The organism is Bacillus cereus (genome assembly GCF_002567495.1).
GTDB classification, from domain to species: domain Bacteria; phylum Bacillota; class Bacilli; order Bacillales; family Bacillaceae_G; genus Bacillus_A; species Bacillus_A cereus_AQ.
The window spans coordinates 1-1,679 of record NZ_NVAP01000130.1 but is presented as its reverse complement, the minus strand read 5'-3'; the positions used below and the strand labels follow the sequence as shown (position 1 = coordinate 1,679).

The window sequence follows — 1,679 nt, the reverse complement described above, 5'->3', positions numbered from 1 at the left end:
CTATTTAATTCTTGTATCCAGCCGGCCGATTGACTAGCTTCTTCATAATTTTTAAAAATATTAGTAACTACTCAGCTTAGTTAAACAAAAAAGCATGCCAAATACATGTTTCCTGTTCGAAAACATGAAAAAGAACACACTCCGATAAGAGAAAGACTCTATATGAAATAGAAACATTCTCTTACGAAAGAGTGGTATTCCAAGGAACCGTTCCGGTTTTTAACACCTGACTTATCGCTTGTAATACTGATTGATTTTGTTTTTTCATGGTGCTCATAAAACTACGTATGTGGCAAAATGATTCTGCACCTTCCTTACTTCGAAACGTCCCAGACACTTTTTGTTTGACTTTCGTCATCCGAATATCTCGCTCCGCTTGATTGTTATCAAATGGAATATCTGGACTTTCTAAGAACGCTAGAATTCTGTCAGCATACTTAGCAAAGCGATTCCATAAATTTTGAGAAGGCGTCTGTTTTCTTTTCTTTTTTTGTTCTGCAGAAGGCACCTGTTTGCCTTTCAATATGGCCTGGTATGCGGCAAACAGATTCTTTTTCTCTATTTCTGGAATATTTCCCTTGTATTGCTTTTTTATTGTCAAAGCTTGTGTAAGGAATTCTTTCATTTGTTGTGCCCATGTTTCTCCGGTACTATCTATAATCCCTTGCAAATCTCGCAAGAGATGGGCATTACATAAAACATGACGACAATCTGTATACACATCATACGGTTTCCACCCATCATGCATAGCAATTCCAGAAAAAGAAGGCAAGATTTCACCTGCATCCATCGCTTCTTTTCCGCGTTTTTCATGAATATGTTGCAATGTCACCTCCGGTGTACTCGCAGTATGTAACCATTGTGTTTTATTTTCTACTCGCATACCGGTTTCATCAAAATGGACAACAGAAGACTGCAGAATCTGTTCTTTTACTTCTTCGAAAAACGGCCGCAATTGAGCAGAAAAAGCATGGGTATGATTGACTAACGTCCCTTCGCTTATCGGTTGTCCAAAACAATCTTGAAAGAATTCTTTTGTTCGTTTCAAAGAAAGGCATTGATAATGTGTTAAATAAGGAATCAGTGTTTTTATATTTGGACCATATTGAACAGGACGAGAGACAGTAGAGGGAAACTGGGATTCTTGGATAGAATGGCAATGTGGGCACTCTTTTTGTTCCACTTTATGTTCTGTGACTTCTATCAGGATAGGTGGTAAATCATACACTTGGCGAATGCGGTATCCTTTTACAGGTTCATGTTTTAAGGACGTGTGACAACAAATACAATGCGTAGGAGAATAGGTAATCATATGGTCAGGAGTCGTTGTCAAATGAAGTGTATGTCCTTTGTGGCCCAACTGGCCACCGGTTTGACGCTGGGATGATTTTCGCAAACTTTTTGTAATAGGCTTACGAAAACCATCTGTAGAGGGTGGTTTATGACTATTTGTAGAGTTTTTTTTTGAACGATTTTCTAATTCTTCTATACGCTCTTTTAAATTCTGTATTTGACTTTCTAATTGATGAACAAAATCGTAAATAGCTTGAGGTCCCTTTTGATAGACAGCTAGAATTTCTTGTTTTTTCAACATAAATACCACCTCCTTGTCTGATATATCTAGTATTCACACAAAAAGTACATATCAGACTAGTAAATGAAAAAAGCCTCCGTGAGGA

1 protein-coding gene is annotated in these 1,679 nt (G+C 37.5%); it reads right to left on the bottom strand.

Going from position 1 to position 1,679, the window contains the following annotated elements:
* Positions 1-181: 181 nt before the first annotated feature.
* On the bottom strand, positions 182-1,594 hold the full coding sequence (tnpC, locus tag COK05_RS30800; RefSeq protein ID WP_098615514.1) for an IS66 family transposase: 1,413 nt from the start codon (positions 1,592-1,594) through the stop codon (positions 182-184).
* Positions 1,595-1,679 lie beyond the last annotated feature (85 nt).

Bases quoted from the DNA above. Each gene is read 5' to 3' on its own strand.
- tnpC (WP_098615514.1), bottom strand. From the start codon at position 1,594: ATGTTGAAAAAACAAGAAATTCTAGCTGTCTATCAAAAGGGACCTCAA.